Annotated in this window: 18 protein-coding genes; 5 read left to right on the forward strand and 13 right to left on the reverse strand. The window is 60.7% G+C overall.

The features are described from left to right. Positions 1-4: 4 nt before the first annotated feature. From DFP86_RS07900 to def, 7 genes are all read right to left on the reverse strand, one after another. Positions 5-1,273, reverse strand: a complete 1,269-nt coding sequence (locus DFP86_RS07900) for a sigma-54-dependent transcriptional regulator (protein ID WP_133679877.1) — start codon at positions 1,271-1,273, stop codon at positions 5-7. A 2-nt stretch (positions 1,274-1,275) separates the two neighbouring features. Continuing rightward, entirely contained in the window at positions 1,276-3,384 is a 2,109-nt protein-coding gene (locus DFP86_RS07905) for a sensor histidine kinase (protein WP_133679879.1), read from the reverse strand. Continuing rightward, positions 3,384-3,953: a DUF4390 domain-containing protein gene (locus DFP86_RS07910; protein ID WP_243729337.1), complete on the reverse strand. Its 570-nt coding sequence runs from the start codon at positions 3,951-3,953 to the stop codon at positions 3,384-3,386. The genes DFP86_RS07905 and DFP86_RS07910 overlap by 1 nt, the downstream gene beginning before the upstream one ends. Beyond that, a complete protein-coding gene (rsmB, locus tag DFP86_RS07915; protein WP_133679881.1) occupies positions 3,940-5,190 on the reverse strand; it encodes a 16S rRNA (cytosine(967)-C(5))-methyltransferase RsmB in 1,251 nt (416 codons plus the stop codon). Before rsmB ends, DFP86_RS07910 begins: the two co-directional genes overlap by 14 nt. A 125-nt stretch (positions 5,191-5,315) precedes the next feature. Further along, positions 5,316-6,167 (reverse strand): zinc metalloprotease HtpX, encoded by an 852-nt coding sequence (htpX, locus tag DFP86_RS07920; protein ID WP_133679883.1) that lies wholly within the window; start codon positions 6,165-6,167, stop codon positions 5,316-5,318. 42 nt (positions 6,168-6,209) lie between these two features. Further along, positions 6,210-7,127 carry a methionyl-tRNA formyltransferase gene (gene fmt, locus DFP86_RS07925; RefSeq protein ID WP_133679885.1) on the reverse strand — a complete coding sequence of 306 codons (918 nt, stop codon included), beginning with the start codon at positions 7,125-7,127 and terminating at the stop codon, positions 6,210-6,212. A 22-nt stretch (positions 7,128-7,149) separates the two neighbouring features. Further along, entirely contained in the window at positions 7,150-7,653 is a 504-nt protein-coding gene (gene def, locus DFP86_RS07930; RefSeq protein WP_208108265.1) for a peptide deformylase, read from the reverse strand. 114 nt (positions 7,654-7,767) lie between these two features. On the opposite strand from def, the gene dprA reads away from it, so the two are divergent. The 3 genes from dprA to topA all read left to right on the forward strand — a co-directional run bounded on the left by dprA (position 7,768) and on the right by topA (position 11,798). After that, the gene (gene dprA, locus DFP86_RS07935; RefSeq protein ID WP_133679889.1) at positions 7,768-8,874 is read left to right on the forward strand and encodes a DNA-processing protein DprA; all 1,107 of its coding nucleotides are present in this window, start codon (positions 7,768-7,770) and stop codon (positions 8,872-8,874) included. Between the two features lie 15 nt (positions 8,875-8,889). Beyond that, positions 8,890-9,348, forward strand: coding sequence for a Smg family protein (locus tag DFP86_RS07940; RefSeq protein ID WP_133679891.1), 459 nt, complete (start codon positions 8,890-8,892; stop codon positions 9,346-9,348). 164 nt (positions 9,349-9,512) lie between these two features. Then, positions 9,513-11,798, forward strand: coding sequence for a type I DNA topoisomerase (topA, locus tag DFP86_RS07945; protein WP_133679893.1), 2,286 nt, complete (start codon positions 9,513-9,515; stop codon positions 11,796-11,798). Between the two features lie 70 nt (positions 11,799-11,868). On the opposite strand, the gene DFP86_RS07950 is transcribed toward topA, so the two are convergent. From DFP86_RS07950 to gshA, 3 genes are read right to left on the reverse strand one after another with little or no spacing between them, the layout of a single operon-like run. After that, positions 11,869-12,264, reverse strand: a complete 396-nt coding sequence (locus DFP86_RS07950) for a diacylglycerol kinase (RefSeq protein WP_481848695.1) — start codon at positions 12,262-12,264, stop codon at positions 11,869-11,871. Continuing rightward, positions 12,264-13,211, reverse strand: coding sequence for a glutathione synthase (gene gshB, locus DFP86_RS07955; RefSeq protein WP_133679895.1), 948 nt, complete (start codon positions 13,209-13,211; stop codon positions 12,264-12,266). The genes DFP86_RS07950 and gshB overlap by 1 nt, the downstream gene beginning before the upstream one ends. A gap of 12 nt (positions 13,212-13,223) precedes the next feature. Continuing rightward, on the reverse strand, positions 13,224-14,507 hold the full coding sequence (gshA, locus tag DFP86_RS07960; RefSeq protein ID WP_133679897.1) for a glutamate--cysteine ligase: 1,284 nt from the start codon (positions 14,505-14,507) through the stop codon (positions 13,224-13,226). A 213-nt stretch (positions 14,508-14,720) separates the two neighbouring features. Here gshA and DFP86_RS07965 point away from each other — a divergent pair, with 213 nt between their 5' ends. Together DFP86_RS07965 and DFP86_RS07970 are read left to right on the forward strand one after the other, a co-directional pair. Further along, positions 14,721-15,215, forward strand: a complete 495-nt coding sequence (locus DFP86_RS07965; protein ID WP_133679899.1) for a TlpA family protein disulfide reductase — start codon at positions 14,721-14,723, stop codon at positions 15,213-15,215. A gap of 255 nt (positions 15,216-15,470) precedes the next feature. Beyond that, complete coding sequence (locus tag DFP86_RS07970; RefSeq protein WP_133679901.1) at positions 15,471-17,852, forward strand: phosphoketolase family protein; 2,382 nt, start codon at positions 15,471-15,473, stop codon at positions 17,850-17,852. A 138-nt stretch (positions 17,853-17,990) separates the two neighbouring features. Here DFP86_RS07970 and DFP86_RS07975 read toward each other — a convergent pair whose 3' ends face one another. From DFP86_RS07975 to DFP86_RS07985, 3 genes are all read right to left on the reverse strand, one after another. After that, positions 17,991-20,012 (reverse strand): NADPH-dependent 2,4-dienoyl-CoA reductase, encoded by a 2,022-nt coding sequence (locus DFP86_RS07975; RefSeq protein WP_133679903.1) that lies wholly within the window; start codon positions 20,010-20,012, stop codon positions 17,991-17,993. Between the two features lie 161 nt (positions 20,013-20,173). Beyond that, positions 20,174-21,130, reverse strand: a complete 957-nt coding sequence (locus DFP86_RS07980) for an alpha/beta fold hydrolase (protein ID WP_133679905.1) — start codon at positions 21,128-21,130, stop codon at positions 20,174-20,176. A 17-nt stretch (positions 21,131-21,147) separates the two neighbouring features. Beyond that, the gene (locus DFP86_RS07985) at positions 21,148-21,723 is read right to left on the reverse strand and encodes a GNAT family N-acetyltransferase (RefSeq protein ID WP_133679907.1); all 576 of its coding nucleotides are present in this window, start codon (positions 21,721-21,723) and stop codon (positions 21,148-21,150) included. Positions 21,724-21,782 lie beyond the last annotated feature (59 nt).

The raw sequence follows: 21,782 nt of genomic DNA on the forward strand, positions 1-21,782 counted from the left end.
CGGCTCACTCCTCGACAGTGCGACGGGAGAACTTGATGCCCAGTTGTTTCAACTTGCGATACAGGTGAGTGCGTTCCAGACCAACCTTCTGCGCCACGCGGCTCATATTGCCGTTTTCCAGCGAGATGTGGTACTCGAAATAGCGCCGTTCCAGTTGCTCGCGCAGTTCGCGCAGCGGCAAATTGAAGTCGAAGCCGGTCTCCTCGATCGGCTTCTCGTGGCGGAATTGCGCCAACACCTTGTTGACCGCCGGCGCATCGATGTCGTCGGACTCGGCAGTCAATGCCAAGCTCTTGATGATGCTGCGCAACTGTTCGAGATTGCCCGGCCAATCGTATTGCCGCAAGGCATTGAGAGCGGCGGTGGTCAGTTTGCGTGCCGGCACCTGCTTCGACTCGACCAGTTCGGTCAGAATCTGTTCGGCGATGAAGATGATGTCCTCGGCGTGTTCGCGTAGCGGCGGAATCGGCACGATGACGCTCGACAACGAGGTCAGCAACCGGTTGTCGCACTCCGGATCGACCAGCAGTTCCTGCAGCGGCCGGCTACACGAGCAGATCAACCGCACGTTGAAACGGTCGAGCTTGGACAGCAAAAATAGCAGACCCTGCTGAACGCGTCGGTTGTATTGACCGATTTCCGGCAGGAACAATACGCCGTTATTGGCTTTCTGCAGCAGCTCCAGCGGCGCATCCGCCAGTTGCTCCGGCTTGGCCGGGGTCACCCACGGCGTGTTGCCCTGATGGAAGAAGCGCGCGACCAATTCGAAGCCGGAACCGGACTCGCCGGTCATCAAGACCGGAGAACGAACCTTGGCGACCCGTTCCAACTGACGCTTGAGCTCCTGCACCGGCTCGCTCTTGCCCAATTTGTCGAGATTGAGGGAGGTATTGGCTTGCATGTCGCCATATTTGAGCGCGCGCTGCACGGTGGTCAGCAGCTTCTGCAAGGCAATCGGCTTCTCCAGAAAATCGAAGGCGCCGATGCGAGTGGCTTCCACCGCGGTGTCGATGCTGGCATGACCGGACATCATCACCACCGGCATGTTCAAATGTCCCGACTTGGCCCATTCTTTCAGCAGCGTGACGCCGTCGCAGTCGGGCATCCAGATATCCAGCAAAACAAGGGCCGGACGGGTCTGGTTCCGAAGCTGTCTGGCGACCTCGGCATTTTCCGCCAACGCCACCGTATAACCCTCGTCCTGCAGGATTTCGGACAGCAATTCGCGGATACCGATCTCATCGTCCACAATCAAAATGTCGCTGCTACGCACGCTTAGGCCTCCAGCATTGGCAAGATGAGAAGAATACGCGCACCTTGCGGATCGGCACTCCCGAGAATGACTTGCCCTTGGTGGTCCTCTACGATCTTTTTCACCACGGCAAGCCCCAACCCGGTTCCCTTGGACTTATTGGTCACATAGGGTTCGAATGCACGGGGAAGAATATCGGCCGAAAAACCGGGACCGCTGTCTTCCACGCAAACATACACGTTTCTTCCTTCTAGTCGGCTGCTAATGTGAATCATCGGGTTTTCGACGTCAAGAACTGCATCTTGCGCGTTTTGTAGCAGATTATGCAAAACCTGCCGCAATAACGCCGCGTCACCCATGATCATCAGCGGACCGTCGGAAAGGTCAATCTTAACAGCAGGATTGGATTCGTAAAGCGTCATCACCTCACGAATCACCCCATTTACATCAAGCTTTTGTAATTTGGTGCGTGGCGAACGGGCATAATCGCGGAAAGCATCGACCATCCCCTTTAGCGCCGCAACCTGATTCACGATGGTATCGGTTGCGCGGCGCAGTATTTCCGCATCCGCCGGCGCCAGTTTATCCGCCAGCTTCATTGCTAGCCGTTCCGCCGATAATTGAATCGGTGTCAGCGGATTGCGAATCTCATGGGCCAGCCGTTTGGCCACTTCACCCCAAGCGGCATCGCGCTGCGCCCGAGCCAGATCGGTAATATCGTCGAAGACCAATACATAGCCGGCATTGCTGAACTCCGACAAGCGCGCACCGCGGATCAACAGTGCACGTTCGCCCTGCGCCGTCGGATAATCGAGTTGGAGTTGCCAATCGCGCTGCGCCTGATCGCTGGCCTGGGTGCGTACCGTATCCACCAACATCTGCAAACTGGGAATCTGCTCGGGCCACATCGGGAAGGGCTGTTTGCCCAACTCGTCGAAGTCGACGTTCAGAATGCGGGCGGCGCTGATGTTGAATGCCCTCAGATCCCATCCTGCGTCGAAGGCGATCACGCCGGCCGATAGATTGGCCAGAATACTCTCAAGGTAGATTTTACCGGCCTCCAACTGGCGGTGATTTTCTTCCGCCAGCTGGCGCGCCTCGTCCAATTGCCGGGTCATGCGGTTGAACATCGAGGTCAGCATGCCCAATTCGTCGCGCCGGTAGACTGGATGGCGCCGCGAGAAGTCGCCCTGGGCCACGGCGCGCGTGGCGGCGGCCAATTCCAGCAATGGCGCGGAAAAGCGCTCAGAAAGGAACAGTGCGAAGGCAAGCGCCAGCGTCAACGCCAGCAAAAAGGCCAGCGCCAATGTCAGCATGTAGAAGGTTTTCAGGCCATGCCGATTGAACAGTAGACCACGGTAGTCGGAGCGTGCGCTTTCGATCAAATCGGCGTCGCGAGCGATGCTCTCCGGCGCGCTTTGCTGCACCATCAGCACCCGCACACTATCGTCCGGCATACGGTAGCCGAGCAGTACTTTCAGCAATAGCCCGCTCTGGTTTTCGTTTTCGATGCTATCCACCGATTGCATCGGACTGATCGAGCGCAGCACATCGCGCGATGGCGGCACTGGCCGCCGCACGCCTGGCGTCCCGGAATAGCCCACTAGGCCACCGTCGCGGTCGTAGATGGCGATCTGACGTAATGCCAGTTGCTCGCGCATGACATCCAAGCGGCCGGGCAGTGCCGCGTCGTCCAGGCCCTGCAGGTTCTCCTGCACCACGTGCCCCTTGCGACTGACGTCCTGCAGCACGAACCCCAGGGCATTGCGCCCCAGCGCCAGCCCACGGTCAAGTGCGGACTCGACCCGAACGTCGAACCAGCTTTCGATACTGCCGGTCAGGAACTGGGCGGAAATGGTAAAAATCAGCACGCCCGGTACCAGCGCCACTAATGCGAACATCACCACCAGCTTTTGCGTCAGCTTGGCGCCGAACATCCGACTACGTACTCGCGAGCGCAACCGCAGCACCTGACGCCCCACCACCCCGACCAGGGCCGCCAACAGCAGCGTATTCAGGCCGAACACCCACCAGTAGTAGGCCTCGAGACGGCTGGCGTTGCCCGTGGCGATCGCCAGCAGATACAACATAATGGCCGCGACCGATGCGACGGCGATCACGGCATAGGGCATCAGCTACGTCCTTTCATGTCCAGCGCGACCCAATTGGAGCCAAGTGTCCAGTCGGCGGAGCCCAGGGCGTTGAGCTGAAAGGGTTTGGGCAATTCGCTGATGTCCAGCACCAGTCGCACGCGACCCGCCACCTGATCGGGCGTATCGCCCGACAAGGTGCCGGCATTGAGGACGCGCCAACTTTGGATCGCACCGATGGCGCGCATGGCGTCGTTCAGACTGGCGTAGTAATTGGAGAACGAACCGATTGTCACACGGTAGCGGTCGGTCAACGGCTGATAGGACAATTTGAAGATGATGCTGGCGTGCGGCGCGAACCACTGACTGAGGTTCAGGTAATAGGCGGTGGTGCGCGGCCGGGTCAATTCGAATTCGAGCCGGAAAGTCAACGGGACGCCCTGTGTGAGCGCCTCGCTGAGACCGGGAGGCAACTTGATGCCGAAACGGGTGCTAATGGCGAGCTGTCCATCGACTAGCTCGGCCTCGGCACGGCGGGCACTGATGCTGTCTGCCCAAGCGAAATGGGATAGACAAACCAGCAGGCACACCAGCCAGCTAACGTTTCTCAAGCAGCGCGTAATAAAAGCCGTCATGGCATTCAGTAGGCAGTAGTTGTTCTTGACCCAGGCAATGCGCATCCGCGCGGCGCTGCAAGAAGGCCAACAATTGCTGCGAGTTTTCTTCTGGATAAATCGAGCACGTAGCGTAAAGCATTTTACCGGACGGCGCGAGTAAAGGCCAAAGTGCATCCAGCATCCGTGCCTGCTGGCGCGCAAACGAGGCAAAATCCTCCGGTCGGCGCAACCAACGGATGTCCGGATGTCGCCGTACCACGCCCGAAGCGCTGCACGGCACATCGGCCAAAATACGATCGAACGGCTTACCATCCCACCAATCCTGCGGATGGGAGGCATCGCCGGTCAGCAGCGTGGCTTGCAAGCCAAGGCGGTCGAGGTTTTCGCTCACCCGTGCCAGCCGTTCGCCATCGATGTCCAATGCCGTCAGCGCCAGGTCGGCCTGTTCAAGCATGTGGCAGCTCTTGCCGCCCGGGGCGGCGCAGGCGTCCAGAACGCGCATGCCGGCCTGCAGATCCAACCGAACAGCCGCCTGTTGCGCCCCCCAGTCCTGCACCGACACAACCCCCTCGGAGAATCCCGGCAGCTCGCGCACCGACATTGGCCGCGCCAGCCGCACTGCGACCTCGTCCAGAGCCTCGGCCTCGATACCCGCTTCGGCCAGCCGCGCCAGGAAGGTCGGCATATCGGTCAAACGACGATTGATACGCAAGGTCATCGGCGGGTGGTTGTTATCGGCCGCGACAATGGCCTGCCAATCGGCCGGGTAGTGTTGTTGCAGTGCCTTTAGCCACCAAGCGGGATGGTTGCAGCGTGCCTCGTCGTTCTCCGCCACCGCTTGCATCAACGCCTCGCGACGACGTAAAGCATTGCGGAGCACACCGTTGACCAGGCCTTTGAAGCGGCCTCGCGCTTGCATGCCGGCGAGATGCACGGCTTCGTTGACGATGGCGTATTGAGCTGTCCGACTGTAGTAGAGCTGATAGAGCGCGACGATCAACAGATGCTCGAGAAAAGGCAGCGGAATCGTATTGGGCACCAGTTGGCGCAGCACCAGCCGTAGTTCGGCCCAGTGCCGCATCACCCCGAAGGCGATATCCTGGATCGCACCGCGCTCCTGCGACGTCAGATTCGGCGCAGAGCGCCAACGGGCCGCCAGCGCCTCGGTGAGGTTTTTGCCGTCGGCGACCTGTTCGACCGTCAAGGCGGCCAGTTCCTGAATGCGATGCATAGACCTTCTTCAAATAGTCGGGCCACAGCCGGGGAAACCTTGCTGTGGCCCGAATGCGGCCCATCAGAGCCTGTTCACGCCGTTTTACGGCGCCGCCGGGGATCGCCCCCCGGCGATCGAATCGCTTAGCTCACGCCACGTGCCATGTCCGTCAGACGAGCGATACGCTCCTCGGTACGCGGGTGCGTGCGAAACAGATCGCCGATACCGCCTCCCGCCAACGGATTGATGATCATCATCTGCGCCGTCGCCGGATGTGCTTCGGCGGCGGGGAACGGTAAGCCCTGCGCATAATACTCTATTTTGCGCAACGCGGAAGCGAGCGCCAATGGGTCGCCGGAAATCTGGGCCCCACCTCGGTCGGCGTCGAACTCGCGCGAACGCGAAATCGCCATCTGGATCATGCTGGCGGCCAGCGGCGCCAAGAGAGCAAGCAGGATGCCGGCAAGCGGATTGACCGGCCGACCGTTCTCGTCGCGCCCGCCGAAGAACAGGGCGAAATTGGCCAGGGCGGAAATGGCGCCGGCCATGGTCGCGCTAATGGTCGAGATCAGGATATCGCGGTGCTGCACGTGCGCCAGCTCGTGCGCCATCACGCCGCGCAGCTCGCGCCGATCCAACATGCGGATGATGCCGGTCGTGGCTGCGACGGCGGCGTTTTCCGGGTTTCGCCCAGTCGCGAAGGCGTTCGGCTGTTCTTCGTGAATGACGTAGACCCTGGGCATCGGCAAACCGGCACGCTGAGCCAATTCGGCCACCAGCGAATAGAACTCCGGCGCCGTCTGTTGATCGACCTCCTGAGCGTTGTACATACGCAACACCATTTTGTCGGAGTTCCAATAAGCGAACAGATTCATGGCGCCGCCGAACAACAACGCCAGCAACATGCCGCTCTTGCCGCCGATCATGCCGCCGATCACGCCGAACAGGGCAATGATCGCCGCCATCAAGACTGTGGTTTTCAGCCAGTTATTCATTGCCCGTATTTCCTCCGTAACTAAATTTTACGTTGGAGTGTTCTATCCCAGATGGGTTCCCGTCAGACCGGCATGGCCGGCGAGGAAATCGCGCACCGGCAAACGTCGCGCACCCGGTGCCTGCAATTCGCTCAGGCACACCAGCCCTGCACCGCAGCCGACCAGAATCCCGTCCGTATCGGCCCGCACTATCAGCCCCGGTTCGGCTGTACCCGACAACGCTTCGGCCATCCACAGCTTCAGAGGTTCGCCATTGAGCAAGGTATGGGCGCCCGGTGCTGGATTAAAAGCGCGAATCATGCGCGCAATCGCGTCGGCGGATGCCGACCAGTCGATCAGCGCTTCCTGCTTGCTGATTTTGTGGGCATAGCTGACACCTTCGGTCGGCTGCGCCTGTGGCGTCAATGCGTCCAACTGCGACAGCGTCGCGACGATCGCCTCGGCACCCAAGCGGGTCAGACGGGCAAACAGCGTGCCACTGGTCTCCAGCGCGTCAATCTCGAGCGGGTGTCGAGTCAACATGGCCCCAGTATCCAGCCCGGCATCCATCTGCATGATGGTGATACCGGTTTGCCGGTCGCCGGCCTGGATGGCGCGCTGCACCGGCGCCGCCCCCCGCCAGGCAGGCAACAGCGAACCGTGGATATTCAGACAGCCGCGTGCGGGCATATCCAGCACCGACTGCGGCAGAATCAGGCCATAGGCCGCCACCACCATGACCTCGGCCCCGATCTCGCGGATCATCGCCTGCGCTTCCGGCGTCTTCAGGGTCGGCGGCTGCTCGACGCGCAGCCCGTGCTGCATGGCAACGGTCTTGACCGCGCTGGGTTTGAGCTTCATACCGCGGCCGGCCGGCCGATCCGGTTGGGTCAGCACCAGCGGAATGTCATGTCCGGCGGCGATCAGCGCTTCCAGCGCACAAGCGGCAAAATCCGGCGTACCGGCAAAAATCAGTTTCATGGGCGTTCCTGCGGGGAGGCGGTTACAGCGTGCGCTTTTCCAGCTTTTTCATCTTGGTGCGGATGCGGTTCTGCTTAAGCGACGACAGATACTCGACGAACACCTTGCCATCGAGATGATCGATCTCGTGCTGCAGGCAAATGGCTAGCAGGCCCTCTGCTTCCAGCTCGAAAGGCTTGCCGTCGCGTCCCAGGGCACGCACCTTGACATGCTCGGCACGGCGGACGGTTTCGTAAATGCCGGGCACCGAAAGGCATCCTTCCTCGTATTCGGTTTCACCGCTTTTCGCGATGATGACCGGATTGACGAAGGCGGTGGCGCCGTCGCGCTCCTCCGAAACATCGATCACCACCAGCCGGCGGTGCACATTGACCTGGGTCGCGGCCAGACCGACGCCCTTGGACGCGTACATGGTCTCGACCATATCATCGATCAGCTGCAAAACCTCGTCATCCACCGCTTCAATCGGCTTGGCCACTTTGTGCAGGCGTTCATCCGGGTAATGCAGGATATTGAGTAGCGCCATCTGGCTTACAGTCTCCATTCGTTGCTTCGCCACACCCGGGAAGCGGGGCGGCAGGTTTGAATCATCGTCGATCTACATTATATCCCGACATTCGCCGCACACTGCGAGGCAATCATGACCCACCCCTCAGACTCGTCGCTCCAGGACTGGTTGCTGGCGGCCCTGACGCCCGGCCTGGGCTCGGCCGGGATACTGGCCCTGATCCAGGCATTCGGCAGCATCGGCGCCGCGCGCCGGGCGGAGCCTGCCGCCTTGCGCCGCCATATCCGCCCCGCCGCGGCCCAGGCCTTGCAGCAGTGCATAGCGATGCCTGCCGTCGAGCAGGCACTGGCCTGGGCGCACACACCCGGCGCCTTCCTGCTCACCTTGCAAGATGCCGACTACCCGTTGGCTTTGGCACAAGCACCGTCCCCGCCGGTTCTGCTGTTCGGCCTGGGCCGGCGCGACTTGCTCGCCAGTCCCATGCTGGCCATCGTCGGTAGCCGCAGTGCCGGACCGCAAGGTTGCGCCACCGCACACGACTTCGCGGCGGCGCTGGCGGAGCACGGCTACACCATCGTCAGCGGACTCGCCAGCGGTATCGACGGCGCGGCGCACCGCGGCGCCCTGCCTTACCCCGCATCCAGCGTGGCGGTGATCGGCACCGGTATCGACCGAGTCTATCCCGCCAGCCACCGGGATCTGGCCCGGCAGCTGGCATGCAACGGCTTGGTGCTATCGGAATTTCCGCTCGGGGCAGGGCCACTGGCGCAACACTTCCCGCGCCGCAATCGCATCATCGCCGGCCTGAGCGCCGCCTGCCTAGTGGTCGAGGCCAGTGTCGAATCCGGGTCGCTGATCACCGCCCGGCAAGCCCTCGACGCCGGACGCGACGTCATGGCGATCCCTGGTGCCATCCACCATGCGCGCGCACGCGGCTGCCACCGCCTGATCAAAGACGGTGCGGCATTGATCGAAACCGTCAACGACGTTCTCGATCAGGTCGGACGCCTATCGGCAACGCCCTACACGCCCAAGGCGCCGGACTTGGGCGGCCATCCGCTGCTCGACGCAATCGGCGCCGATACGGTCACCCTGGACGAACTGGTCGCAAGACTCGGGTTGACTGTGGCGGAGCTTTACGCGATCCTCTTGCAGCTTGAACTGGAAGGCCGAGTCGCGTCCCTGCCCGGAGGTCGTTTCCAGCGCATCGACCCGCCGCCGGTCGAATCGCCTCTATAAAAGTAAAGTTGCACCATGTTTGATGTTCTCGCCTATCTCTTTGAACAGTACCGCGACCCGGAGTCTTTCGACGATCGCAAACTGCTGACGCACCAGTTGGCGGCTGCCGGTTTCGACGACGAGGAAATCCAGGACGCGCTCGACTGGCTCGATAGCCTTTGCCACTTCTCGGACGGCGCCTTTGCCGCCGCCGATAATGCCACCGGCATGCGCATCTACAGCGACATCGAACAAAAACGACTGTCCGTCGAAGTGCGTGGCCTGCTACAGTTCCTGGAGGATCATGGCGCGTTGGGTGGCGCTCGGCGGGAAATGGTCATCGACCGCCTGCTCGCGCTCGCGGACGACGAAATCACGGTACCATCTGCCAAACTCGTCGCGCTGATGGTGTTGTGGGTGCAGAAGGCGGAATTGCCTATTCTGCTTGGAGAGGAACTCCTGGATGCGGTGCATGGTGAGCCCACCATGCAATAACTTGTCAAGCGGGCTTGGTCGGCATACCATCGCCGGCTTTCGCGGCCATGCCCCACAGACCGTATCCAAGAGCGCAAGACGGCGCTCTTGTTTTATTTTTGATAATCGCATATTGAGCACTCTGGGCCAACGACCATACGGCCGACTAACTGAAGAATACGAACATGCCTTCGAGCCTTTTGATCGTCGAATCGCCATCCAAGGCGAAAACGCTGAAAAAATACCTGGGCCCGGACTTCGAAGTCCTGGCATCGTACGGTCACGTGCGGGATCTGGTACCGAAAAACGGTGCAGTCGACCCGGCCAAGAACTTCGCGATGAAGTATCAACTCATTCCGAAGAACGCCAAGCATGTCGACGCCATCGTCAAAGCGGTAGCGGAAGCCGACAACATCTACCTGGCAACTGACCCGGACCGCGAAGGCGAAGCCATCTCCTGGCACCTGGTACAAATCCTCGACGGCAAAAAGCTGTTGAAGGGGAAAATTGCCAAACGGGTGGTGTTCCACGAAATTACCCGCAACGCCGTGCTGGAAGCGATCGAAAACCCGCGCGAAGTCTCGCAGTCGCTGGTCGATGCCCAGCAGACCCGCCGCGCACTCGACTACCTGGTGGGCTTCAACCTGTCGCCATTGCTGTGGAAGAAGATCCGCCGCGGGCTATCGGCTGGCCGGGTGCAAAGTCCGGCGCTGAGGCTGATCTGCGAGCGCGAGAACGAGATCCGCGCCTTCGTGGCGCAGGAATACTGGAGCCTCCATCTCGACAGCCACAAGGGCCGGCAGAAGTTCCGTGCCCGGCTCATCGAACTAGCCGGCAAGAAGCTCGACCAGTTCGACATCGCCAACGATGTCAGCCATCAAGACGCGTTGGCGCAGTTGATCGACCACCCGGCGGTAGTCGGCAATATCGAAAAGAAAAAGAAGACCCGCAACCCGACCGCGCCGTTCACCACCTCGACGCTGCAACAGGAAGGCGTGCGCAAGCTCGGCATGACCACCGACCGCACCATGCGCACCGCGCAGCAGCTGTACGAAGGGGTCGACATCGGCCAGGGCACCGTCGGTCTGATCACCTACATGCGTACCGATGCCGTCGTGTTGGCCAACGAGGCGGTCGCCGAAATCCGCGACTACATCACCGCCAACTTCGACGCCGATTTCCTGCCGAAGCAACCGGTCACCTACAAAAACAAATCGAAGAACGCGCAAGAAGCGCACGAAGCGATTCGTCCGACCTCGATCCTGCGCACGCCGGAGTCGGTCAAACCGTTCTTGACCGCCGACCAGTTCAAGCTCTACGACCTGATCTGGAAACGCACGCTGGCCTGCCAAATGGCGCCGGCTAAATTCGACACGACCAGCGTCGACATCGCCGTCGGTCCCGGTACTTTCCGCGCAACGGGCCAAGTGCAGGTTTTCGCCGGCTTCCTCGCCGTATACGAAGAAGACGTCGACGATGCCGAGGATGAAGACAACGCCAAGTTGCCGCTATTGGAGACCGGCGAAACGCTGCCGATCGACAAACTCTACGGCGAACAGCACTTCACCCAGCCGCCGCCGCGCTTCTCCGAAGCCAGTCTGGTCAAGGCCCTGGAAGAGTTCGGCATCGGCCGGCCGTCGACCTACGCCAGCATCATCTTCACGCTGAAGGACCGCGAGTACGTCACGCTGGACAAGAAGCGCTTCATGCCGACCGACACCGGCGAGATCGTCAACAAGTTCCTGACCGAGCATTTCGCCCAGTACGTCGACTACAACTTCACCGCCAAGCTCGAAGACCAGCTCGACGAAATCGCCGGCGGCCAGCGCACCTGGATCCCGGTGATGGAAACGTTCTGGCAAGGCTTCTCCAAGCAAATTGCCGAGAAAGAGACCATTTCACGCGCCGAGGTCACCACCGAGAGCCTGGACGAGGCGTGCCCCAAGTGCGGCAAGCCCCTGATGATACGTTTCGGTAAACGCGGCCGTTTCGTCGGCTGTTCCGGCTATCCGGATTGCGATTACACCCGCAACATGAACGAAACCGCGGAACAAGCGGCCGAGCCGGACGAGCCGGAAATCGTCGAAGGCCGCGTCTGCCCGGATGACGGCGGCCAACTGGTGATCAAGAAGGGGCCTTACGGCAAGTTCATCGGTTGCGCCAACTATCCGAAGTGCAAGCACATCGAACCGTTGGAAAAACCGCGCGATACCGGCGTACAGTGCCCGGAATGCAAGACCGGCACGCTGATAGAACGCAAGAGCCGTTACGGCAAGCTGTTCTACAGCTGCAACACCTATCCGAAGTGCAAGTACGCCACCTGGAACCCGCCGGTGGCGGAACCCTGCCCGAAGTGCGGCTGGCCGATTCTGACCATCAAGACCACCAAGCGTCGCGGTACGGAAAAGGTTTGCCCACAGAAGGAGTGCGGTTTCAGCGAAGTCATCGCCCCGCCGGAACCGAAGGAGTAATCCGGCATCGCCGGTCAAAAAAAGCCAGTTCAGCGATGAACTGGCTTTTTTGCATCCTGGCCCGCCGAACTCAGCCGAACAGCACGATCGCCCACACCACCGCCAGATTGATCAGGCCGAGCAACTGCGCCGCGCTCCCCATGTCCTTAGCGCGCTTGGCCAGGGGATGGCGCTCGAGCGAAGTATGATCCACCGCGGCCTCGATCGCCGAGTTCAACAGCTCGATGATCAACGTCGCCAGCGAACTACCGACCAACATGGCCCGCGCCAACGGCGCAGCGTGCACGAAGAAGGCCAACGGAATCAACACCGCCGCCAGCAAGACCAATTGGCGGAAAGCATCCTCGTGACGAAAGGCTGCGCGCAGGCCATCGAAGGAATAGCCCAGCGCATTGATCAACCGCACCAGGCCTGTCTTGCCCTTGTACGGGCTCTCGCGCGGCGGTACGCCATCTTGCATATTCATCAGTGGTGCGCCAATTCTCGTTCCAACGCATCAATGTACAGACCGGCCACGTTCAGACCGGTCTGATCCATGATCTCGCGGAAGCAGGTGGGGCTGGTCACGTTGATTTCCGTCAGATAATCGCCGATCACATCCAGACCGGCCAGCAGGATGCCGCGCCGCTTGAGCACGGGGCCGACCGTCTCGGCGATTTCGCGATCGCGTGCCGTCAGCTCGCGCGCCTCGCCACGGCCGCCGGCCGCCAGATTGCCTCGGGTCTCCCCGGCTTTCGGGATACGCGCCAGGCAGTAATCCACCGGCTTGCCGTCGATCACCAACACCCGCTTGTCGCCGTTGCGGATTTCCGGAATATAGCGCTGGATCATCACCGTACGCGCCCCGCGCTGGGTGATGGTCTCCAGAATCACGTTGAGATTGGCGTCATCCGGCCGCAGACGGAAGATACTATCCCCACCCATGCCATCCAGCGGTTTGACGATCGCGTCGAAATGCTGATTCACAAAGGCGTGCAACCGCCCGATATCGCAGGTGACCATGGTTGGCGCGATCAAATCGGGAAACTGCAGAATCGCCAGCTTCTCGTTGAAATCCCGTAGCGCCTGCCCGCTGGTGAACACCCGGCTTCCCTGTTGCTCGGCCAGCGAAAATAACTGCGAGGCGTACAGATACTCCAAATCGAACGGCGGATCCTTGCGCATCACCACAGCGTTGAAGCCGGCCAGCGGTTGGCGGTAGCAATCGCCCAACCGATACCAGGGGTCCTGCTCGCCGGTCAGCGTCAGATTCGTCGCGTCGACCATGATGCGTCCCCCCTCAAGCGCCAGATCCCGCGCCTGAGCCACGGACAGCGCGTGCCCGCGGCGCGCGGCCTCCTGCATCATGGCAAAGGTCGTGTCCTTGTAGATCTTGAACGACTGCAGCGGGTCGGCAATAAACAGGACTCTCATCGTGCCTCCTTATTATTCGTAATCGGGATCCGTGGCTTCGAGTTCCCGCGCGCCGGCCAACAGCGCCAAACGGGCAATCACCCCGTAAGAGTAGAATCGGTTCTGCGGACAGTCCGGGTTGCCTTGGCGATCCGGCAGGCAGGCCGTTTCGAACGACAACGGCACAAAGTGCATGCCCGGCGCGTTAAGGTTCTCGTCGACCCCACGACCGGTGTGCACCCGGTAGAAGCCGCCGATCACGTAGCGATCCATCATATAGACCACCGGCTCGGCCACAGCCTCCTCGACCGTCTCGAAAGTATAGACACCTTCCTGCACGATCACTTCGGAAACGGCCAAGCCCTCCTTGACCACCGACATCTTGTTGCGCGCCTTGCGGTTCAGGCCGATCACCTCCTCCGGCGACTTGACGCTCATGACCCCCATACCATACGTACCGGCATCCGCTTTAACGATGACGAACGGATCATGCTCGATGCCCTGTTCGCGGTATTTCACCCGGATACGAGTCAGCAGATCGGACACCGTATCGGCCAGCATCTGCTCGCCCTGACGCGACTGGAAGTCGAGCCCGCCGGCGCTGGCAAACAGCGGATTGATCAGCCAGGGGTCGATGGAAATCAGTTGAGCAAAGTCTTGTGCAACCTCGTCGTACGCCTGGAAATGATGCGACTTGCGACGCACCGCCCAGCCCGCATGCAAGGGCGGCATCAAATTCTGCTCGATATTCTGCAATAGCGGCGGAATGCCGCCGGACAGATCGTTGTTCAGCAGCACCATGCAAGGATTGAAACCGTCGGCCAGCACCAGGCGATTACCCCGGCGCTCGACCGGCTCCAGGCGTACCGGTGCGCCGTTGGCGGCGGTCAACTCGGTGGCCTCGGTAATTTCGGGGTTCAGCGTCCCCAAGCGCACCTTGAGACCCGCCAGTTCGAAAATCCGCACCAGCGCGGCGACATTTTGCAGATAGTAGGTATTGCGTGTGTGGTTTTCCGGGATCAGCAACACGCTCTTGGCTTCGGGGCAGACCTTGTCCACCGCGCTCATCGCCGCTTGTACGGCCAACGGCGTCATATCGGTATTCAGATTGTTGAAGCCGCCAGGGAACATATTCATATCGACCGGCGCCAGCTTAAAGCCGCTATTGCGCAAATCGACCGAGCCGTAGAACGGCGTCGCATGCGCACACCATTGACTACGGAACCAGTGCTCGATTTGCGGCTGCGCCTCCAGAATGCGGCGTTCGAGCTCAAGCAAGGGTCCGTTTTGCACGTTCGACAGGTGTGGTACGGGCATAAAGCCCTCCTAAAGGAAGAAATACGATAGCAGTGTGTTGGGGGCGACCCCTGGATATTCAACCCTAACCGCATGACAAATCGGCATGACACGCTCGCATGCCCCTTTTTGCCACGCTATGATTGAACGCATGCCTCAAACGAATGTCATTTTAGCACCAAGCGCGGCCCGCTCGCCGGCGTCCGCACCGTGATCATCCGCATAGAGAACCCCATGCCCCATCCGCAGCGCCTCTCCCCCGCCCGTTTACTCGCCTGCAGTCTTGCCTTGCTCGCCAACTTCGCCCTGGCCGGACCGCTCGATCAAGCCGCGTTCACCGACTTGGCCGGCCGCCAGGTTCATCTGACTGACCTACGCGGCAAGACCGTGCTGGTCAACTTCTGGGGGACATGGTGCGGCCCCTGCCGCAAGGAAATGCCCATGCTGAACGCCATGCGGCAGAAATGGCGAGGACGCAACGTCGAGGTGGTCGGCATCGCTTTGGATGAAAAAAAACCGGTTCAACAATTCATCCAACAGCAAAAAATCAACTACCCGATCTGGCTTGGCGACGAAAACACGACAGATTTACTACCACAACTTGGCAATCCGGCCATCAGCGTGCCATTCACCCTACTTATCGACAAAAATGGGGCGATTTTGCAACGCTGGGTTGGCGAAGTCAGCGAGGCTTCGTTGAAAAAAGCACTTTCTTCGCCCGCCAAGTGAAAGAAATTTCAAATTTTTTGATGGCCACACAAGAAAATAGCCAACAAAAACCCATTTCAATACACTCCTAAACACACAACGCCGCCAAAAAGACAACTTTGCCGGCGTTTTTCTCGCTCACGTTATTATTTCTACGTGAAGATATGTCCGCCTATTTGATTTGCATCATATAAAGATATATCGACCGTCCTATACTGCATTTTCACTCTACCGTCGCGACGCGTAGGCCTTCTAGCACAATTATCGGGACTCTCCATGGCACAACTCGGCAAATCCCTGATGGATAAAATGCATGCCTACTGGCGTGCAGCCAACTACCTCTCCGTCGGCCAGATCTACCTTCTGGACAACCCGCTGCTCAGACAACCATTGCAACGCGAGCACATCAAGCCGCGTCTGATGGGCCATTGGGGAACCACTCCCGGGTTGAACTTCATCTACGTCCACCTCAACCGTGTCATTAACGCCCGCAAACAACCGATGATCTATATCACCGGCCCGGGGCACGGTGGTCCAGGTCTGGTCGCCAATAGTTGGCTGGAAGGTTCCTACTCCGAAATCTATCCGAACGTTTCGCAAGACTATGAAGGCCTGCGCAAACTGTGCAAGCAATTCTCTTTCCCGGGCGGCATTCCTTCGCACGTGGCACCGGAAACACCGGGCTCGATGCATGAAGGCGGTGAATTGGGCTACTCGGTCTCGCACGCCTACGGCGCGGTCTTCGACAATCCCGAGTTGGTCGCCGCCTGCGTGGTTGGCGACGGCGAAGCGGAGACCGGTCCGCTTGCCACCAGTTGGCATTCCAACAAATTCCTCAACCCGCTGCGCGACGGCGTGGTGCTGCCGATCCTGCACCTCAACGGCTACAAAATCGCCAACCCGACCGTTTTGGCACGTCTGTCCACCGACGAGTTGACCAAGCTGTTCGAGGGTTACGGTTACAAGCCGCACTATGTCGAGATTGGCAAAGATCCGGACGACTTCGCCGCCATCCACCGCAAGATGGCCGCCACGCTCGACACCGTGATGGATGAGATCGCTTCGATCAAGGCACGTGCGCTGCGCGAAGAGAAGTCCGGCCGCCCCTTGTCGCGACCGAAATGGCCAATGATCATCCTCAAAACGCCAAAGGGTTGGACCGGCCCGAAGGAAATCGACGGCAAGAAGGTAGAGGGTTACTGGCGCAGCCACCAGGTACCGTTCTCCGACATGACCCCAGGGCACATCGCCGCGCTGGAAACCTGGCTCAAGAGCTACCAGCCGGACGAACTATTCACCGAATCCGGCGAGCTACGCCCGGATCTGGCTGCGCTGGCGCCGCGCGGCGAACTGCGCATGAGCGCCAACCCGCATGTACACGGACTGGTGTCGCGCGACCTGAAGATGCCGGACTTCCGCGACTACGCCGTCGCGTTCGACAAGCCGGGGAATAAAGTCGCCGAGGCCACACGCGTGATGGGCAAATTCCTGCGCGACGTGATGCGCGACAACATGGACGCCCAGAACTTCCGCATCTTCGGCCCGGACGAAACCGCCTCCAACCGTTGGGGCGACGTGCTGGACGCCAGCGCCAAAGTCTGGCTGGCCGACTACAAGCCGGAAGACGAAACCAACGACCACCTGTCCACCGATGGTCGAGTGATGGAAATTCTCTCCGAGCACACCTGCCAAGGCTGGCTCGAAGGCTATCTACTCACCGGCCGTCACGGTTTCTTCAGTTGCTATGAAGCCTTCATCCACGTCATCGACTCGATGTTCAACCAGCACGCCAAATGGCTGAAAACCACGCTGGACATCCCCTGGCGCCGTCCGCTGCCGTCGTTGAACTACCTGCTGACCAGCCACGTCTGGCGTCAGGATCACAACGGCTTCAGCCATCAGGATCCGGGCTTCCTCGATCACGTGGTCAACAAGCGCGCCGAAGTGATCCGCGTCTACCTGCCGGCGGACGCCAACATGCTGCTGGTCACCACCGATCACTGCCTGCGTTCGCGCCACCACGTCAACGTGGTTGTGGCCGGTAAACAGCCTGCGCTGCAATATCTGACCATCGATCAGGCGATCAAGCACTGCACCAAGGGTGTGGGGATATGGGATTGGGCCTCGACCGATGCCGGCGTCGAGCCGGACGTGGTCATCGCCTGCGCCGGCGACGTGCCGACCATGGAAGCCCTGGCGGCCACCGACCTGTTGCGCCAGCATTTCCCGGATCTGAAGGTGCGCTTCGTCAACGTGGTCGACCTGATGACGTTGCAACCGAAGAGCGAGCACCCACACGGTCTGGACGACCACGAGTATGAGTCGATCTTCACCACCGACAAGCCGGTCGTATTCGCTTTCCATGGCTACCCGTGGCTGATCCACCGACTGACCTACCGTCGCTGCGGCCAGGAAAACATGCACGTGCGTGGCTACGTCGAGGAAGGAACCACGACGACGCCGTTCGACATGGTGGTGATGAACCGCGTCGATCGCTACACGCTGGCCATCGACGTCATCGACCGAGTGGAAAAACTGACCCGCACCGGCGCTCATGTGCGCCAGGCCTTCGAGGACAAACTGATCGAACACAAGTCGTACATCCATACGCATGGCGACGACATGCCGGAGATCAAGAACTGGGCGTGGCCGTACTAAACGCGCAAAGCTCCACCGCCACAAGGAACGGCAGCCCATTGGCTGCCGTTTTTTCTATGGCGGAGATGAAGAACGGACCCGCCGAAGACAACCCGCCGACTGCCATTCGCCGCCGCTATGCCCCACAGCGCCAGCCCGTCAAACCTCCGCGGCCAGCTGCGTACCCTGCGCGATGGCGCGCTTGGCATCCAGTTCGGTGGCCACATCGGCGCCGCCGATCAGGTGGACGGTCATGCCCATCGCCTCGAGCGGTGTCTGCAACTCGCGCAGAGATTCTTGCCCGGCACAGATCACCACATTGTCTACCGCCAGCAGCTGCGGCTGGTTTTTGATAGTCACATGCAAACCTTCGTCGTCGATACGGTCGTACTGCACACCGCCCAGCATCTCGACTTGTTTCATCTTCAAGCTGGCGCGATGAATCCAGCCGGTGGTCTTGCCGAGCCCCTCGCCCGGCTTAGCCGGTTTGCGCTGCAGCAGCCAGATCTGGCGTGGACTGGGTTCGGGGTGCGGGCCGGAAGCCTTGAGCCCGCCCGGTTCGGCCACGGCCATATCGACCCCCCACTCGCGCATGAAGGCGGCGACGTCGAGCGAGGGCGGCGTGCCCTGGTGCGCCAGGTATTCTGCGGTATCGAAACCGATGCCGCCGGCGCCGATGATTGCCACACGTTTACCGACTGGCTTCTTGTCGCGTAGAACGTCTAGATAGCTCAGCACCATCGGATGCTCCACCCCGGGAATGGGCGGTGTGCGCGGTGCGATACCGGTCGCCAGCACCACTTCGTCGAAAGCGGACAGATCCTCGGCCGATACGCGTCGGTTCAACTGCAATTCGACGCCGGTGAGTTCGAGACGGCGGGCGAAATAGCGCAGCGTCTCATAGAACTCTTCTTTGCCGGGAATCTGCTTGGCGACATTGAACTGGCCGCCGATCCGATCCGCCGCGTCGAACAAAGTCACTTGATGGCCGCGGGCAGCCGCCTCGGTGGCGAAGGCCAGCCCCGCCGGCCCGGCCCCGACCACCGCCAGCTTTTTCTTGCGGGTAACGGGTTGGACAACGAACTCGGTCTCGCGACAAGCGCGCGGGTTGACCAGACAAGAAGTCAGCCTTCCCTGGAAAATATGATCCAGACAGGCTTGGTTACAGCCGATACAGGTATTGATTTCATCGCTCTTACCGGCGGCGGCCTTATTGACGAACTGCGGGTCGGCCAGGAATGGACGCGCCATGGAAACCATGTCGGCGCAGCCGTCAGCCAGAACCTGTTCGGCCACTTCCGGCATATTGATGCGGTTAGTCGTGATCAACGGGATCTTCACCTGCCCCATCAACTTCTTGGTGACCCAGGCGAAACCGGCGCGCGGCACCATGGTGGCGATGGTCGGGATGCGCGCCTCATGCCAGCCGATACCGGTGTTGATGATCGTCGCGCCGGCGGCTTCGACCAGGTGGGCCAGTTCGACCACCTCTTCCCAGCGGCTGCCTTGGTCGACCAGATCCAACATCGACAGGCGATAGATGATGATGAAGTTCGGTCCGACCGCCTTGCGTACGGCCTTGAGCACTTCCAAGGGGAAGCGGATGCGGTTGGCGAAACTGCCGCCCCACTCGTCGGTGCGCTTATTGGTGGCCGCAGCGATGAACTGATTGATCAGATAGCCTTCCGAGCCCATGACTTCGACGCCGTCGTAACCGGCTTGCTGAGCCAGGCGCGCGCAACGAGCGAAATCGCCGATCGTGCGCCAGATCTCTTCTTCCGAGAGCGCCTTCGGCTTGTAGAAATTGATCGGCGCAATCAACGCCGAGGGCGCCACACAGCCCTCTTGGAAACTATAACGACCGCTGTGCAGGATCTGCAGGCAGATCTTGCCGCCAGCGCCATGCACCGCTTCGGTGACGATGCGGTGATGCGCCACATCCTCTTCCGACGCCAACTTGGCAGCCCCCTCGCCGACACAGCCTTCCGCATTCGGCCCGACCCCCCCGGTCACGATCAAGCCGACGCCGCCGGCGGCGCGCTCGGCGTAAAACGCCGCCATTTTTTCGAAGCCGCCCGGGGCCTCTTCCAGGCCGGTGTGCATCGACCCCATCAAAACGCGATTCTTCAGCGTGGTGAATCCCAGATCGAGCGGGGCCAGCAAGTGCGGATAAGCTGTCATGTCATGGTCTCGGTGAACGCAGTTGGCGAACGGGCAAGGCTCGGAACGGTGAACCTGCTCTATGGCAAAACAACATACTGACTAGTAAGTAAGTTGTCAATGGCATAGAAAGCGAACGGATAAAATCGGCTCGCAACCGTCGAGCCGGCAAGGGTACTCGATCAGAACGTAGGCTGCGCCACCACTGCCAACGGCACCGGCAGCAAGGCGCCCCGTCCCTCCAGCCATAGCACCAAGTCGCGTATGACGGCATCGCGATTGATCTCATTGTGCATCTCGTGGCGACCGCCTCGATAGACCCGGACTTCAACCTGGCTCAAGCCAGCGGCACGATAGCGCGCGGCCAGTTGGTTGAGGCCGAAATAGCCCAGGCTGACCGGATCGCGGCTACCGGCCAGCAAGAGCACCGGGCAGGCGCTGGCCAGGTCGGGCGCGTGCTTTTCCGAGCGCTCCATCGCCACCACGCCTCCAAATAGATCCACCCATAGTCCGGCCGTGGGGAAAGCGGCACACAGCGGATCGGCCAAATAGCGATCCACTTCGTCCGCATCGCGCGACAGCCAGTCCGCCGCCGTACGTTTGGGCCAGAAGGTCAAATTGAAGCCGCCGAAGATCAGCCGTGCCAAAAAGCGGCTCGGCACTTGCCGTCCGACCAGCCCGCCCCAGGCCATAGCAACACGACGCATCACCCGCGCAAGCACCCCCTGGCGATAACCGGTGGCGGACAACACCAGCGCCGCCAAGCCCTCGCCGTGTTGCAAGAAATAACAACGCGCTACGAACGAACCCATACTATGACCGAACAAGGTCAGCGGTAGGCCCGGGTGAGTGTCATCGAGGTGGCGGCGTACCACATCCAATCGGTCGAGTACACGCCGCCATCCGTCTCGTTCGGCAAAAAAGCCCGGCACCTCCGCCCGCGGCCCATGCCCGGGGTGATCCAGCGCATAAACCACGAATCCGGCCAGGCAGAGTTCGCGCGCCATACGGTCGTAGCGCTGCCCATGCTCGGAAAGACCGTGCGAAATCAGCAGCACCCCACGTGGCGCACCGGCTGGTTGCCAGCGGTAGAGGGAAATGTCGGCGCCATCGGGCGCCTTCAGTTGCAGGGAATCCATGGTACTCCTGGCAGGGACTACAGCATGTCGGAGGCATCGAAATTTGGATTGATCAGCGCTGTCATCACATGATCGCGCCACGCACCATCGAGAAACAAATATTGGTTGGCTCGGCCCTCGATCTGGAAGCCCAAGCGCGCCAGCAAAGCGGCACTGCGCAGATTGGCCGGCTGGTAATTGGCCTGAAGCCGGTGCAGCTTCAAGTCGTCGAAAGCGAAGGCCAACACCGCCTGCAGCGCCTCGAACATCAGCCCTTTGCCTTCGCAGCGCTGATCCAAACCGTACCCGAGCATCGCATACTGTGCCACGCCGCGCTGGATTTGAGACAGCGACACCGTTCCGATCACCTGCTGTGGCGCTTGCCGTGCTTGCAGCACGAACGAAGCGCAACGCCCCTCCTGCCACTCTCGAACTCGCAACCGACAGCGACTTTGCCAGAAGGCCAGGGTGAAAAACTGCGCGCCGGGCGTCGGATCCCAGGGTGCCAAGTGCGCACGGTTGCGGATTTGGTAGTCAAGCATGGCAGGGGCAAGAATCGGATCGACCGGCGCCACCCGCAACCGCAACGTTTCAAGCGTCGGTTGTAATAGCATGTCTTCCATCCATGAAAAAGGGCGCAATGCTCGCCGCGATTGCGCCCTTGTCCCTCCAG

Origin of the sequence: Paludibacterium purpuratum, from assembly GCF_004363805.1 — a bacterium.
GTDB classification, from domain to species: domain Bacteria; phylum Pseudomonadota; class Gammaproteobacteria; order Burkholderiales; family Chromobacteriaceae; genus Paludibacterium; species Paludibacterium purpuratum.

Coding starts and splice junctions, on each gene's coding strand:
- gshA (WP_133679897.1), bottom strand. CDS start 14,507: ATGCCCGTACCACACCTGTCGAACGTGCAAAACGGACCCTTGCTTGAG.
- DFP86_RS07905 (WP_133679879.1), bottom strand. CDS start 3,384: ATGCCCTATGCCGTGATCGCCGTCGCATCGGTCGCGGCCATTATGTTG.
- DFP86_RS07950 (WP_481848695.1), bottom strand. CDS start 12,264: ATGAATATGCAAGATGGCGTACCGCCGCGCGAGAGCCCGTACAAGGGC.
- def (WP_208108265.1), bottom strand. CDS start 7,653: ATGGCGCTACTCAATATCCTGCATTACCCGGATGAACGCCTGCACAAA.
- DFP86_RS07985 (WP_133679907.1), bottom strand. CDS start 21,723: ATGCTATTACAACCGACGCTTGAAACGTTGCGGTTGCGGGTGGCGCCG.
- DFP86_RS07975 (WP_133679903.1), bottom strand. CDS start 20,012: ATGACAGCTTATCCGCACTTGCTGGCCCCGCTCGATCTGGGATTCACC.
- dprA (WP_133679889.1), top strand. CDS start 7,768: ATGACCCACCCCTCAGACTCGTCGCTCCAGGACTGGTTGCTGGCGGCC.
- rsmB (WP_133679881.1), bottom strand. CDS start 5,190: ATGCATCGCATTCAGGAACTGGCCGCCTTGACGGTCGAACAGGTCGCC.
- topA (WP_133679893.1), top strand. CDS start 9,513: ATGCCTTCGAGCCTTTTGATCGTCGAATCGCCATCCAAGGCGAAAACG.
- htpX (WP_133679883.1), bottom strand. CDS start 6,167: ATGAATAACTGGCTGAAAACCACAGTCTTGATGGCGGCGATCATTGCC.
- gshB (WP_133679895.1), bottom strand. CDS start 13,211: ATGAGAGTCCTGTTTATTGCCGACCCGCTGCAGTCGTTCAAGATCTAC.
- DFP86_RS07980 (WP_133679905.1), bottom strand. CDS start 21,130: ATGGATTCCCTGCAACTGAAGGCGCCCGATGGCGCCGACATTTCCCTC.
- fmt (WP_133679885.1), bottom strand. CDS start 7,127: ATGAAACTGATTTTTGCCGGTACGCCGGATTTTGCCGCTTGTGCGCTG.
- DFP86_RS07965 (WP_133679899.1), top strand. CDS start 14,721: ATGCCCCATCCGCAGCGCCTCTCCCCCGCCCGTTTACTCGCCTGCAGT.
- DFP86_RS07970 (WP_133679901.1), top strand. CDS start 15,471: ATGGCACAACTCGGCAAATCCCTGATGGATAAAATGCATGCCTACTGG.
- DFP86_RS07940 (WP_133679891.1), top strand. CDS start 8,890: ATGTTTGATGTTCTCGCCTATCTCTTTGAACAGTACCGCGACCCGGAG.